The organism is Pseudomonas sp. FA-1 (genome assembly GCF_056856075.1).
The window spans coordinates 1-274 of sequence record NZ_JBWXTH010000056.1 but is presented as its reverse complement, the minus strand read 5'-3'; the positions used below and the strand labels follow the sequence as shown (position 1 = coordinate 274).

At 51.5% G+C, this 274-nt stretch carries 1 rRNA gene; it reads left to right on the top strand.

Annotated features, from left to right (window positions below):
• Positions 1 to 136: 136 nt before the first annotated feature.
• Positions 137 to 252: ribosomal RNA gene (gene rrf / locus AC1MHZ_RS23460) — 5S ribosomal RNA — on the top strand.
• Positions 253 to 274 lie beyond the last annotated feature (22 nt).

The window sequence follows — 274 nt, the reverse complement described above, 5'->3', positions numbered from 1 at the left end:
CCATGTGAGAGTAGGTCATCGTCAAGATTCATTTCGCAAAACCCCTATCTGCGTGAGCAGGTAGGGGTTTTGTCTTTAAGTAGAGAGACCAGAGATTCGCCGGCACGTCCTGAGGACGGGCTAGCACACAGAATTTCTTGACGACCATAGAGCGTTGGAACCACCTGATCCCATCCCGAACTCAGCAGTGAAACGACGCATCGCCGATGGTAGTGTGGGGCTTCCCCATGTGAGAGTAGGTCATCGTCAAGATTCATTTCGCAAAACCCCTATC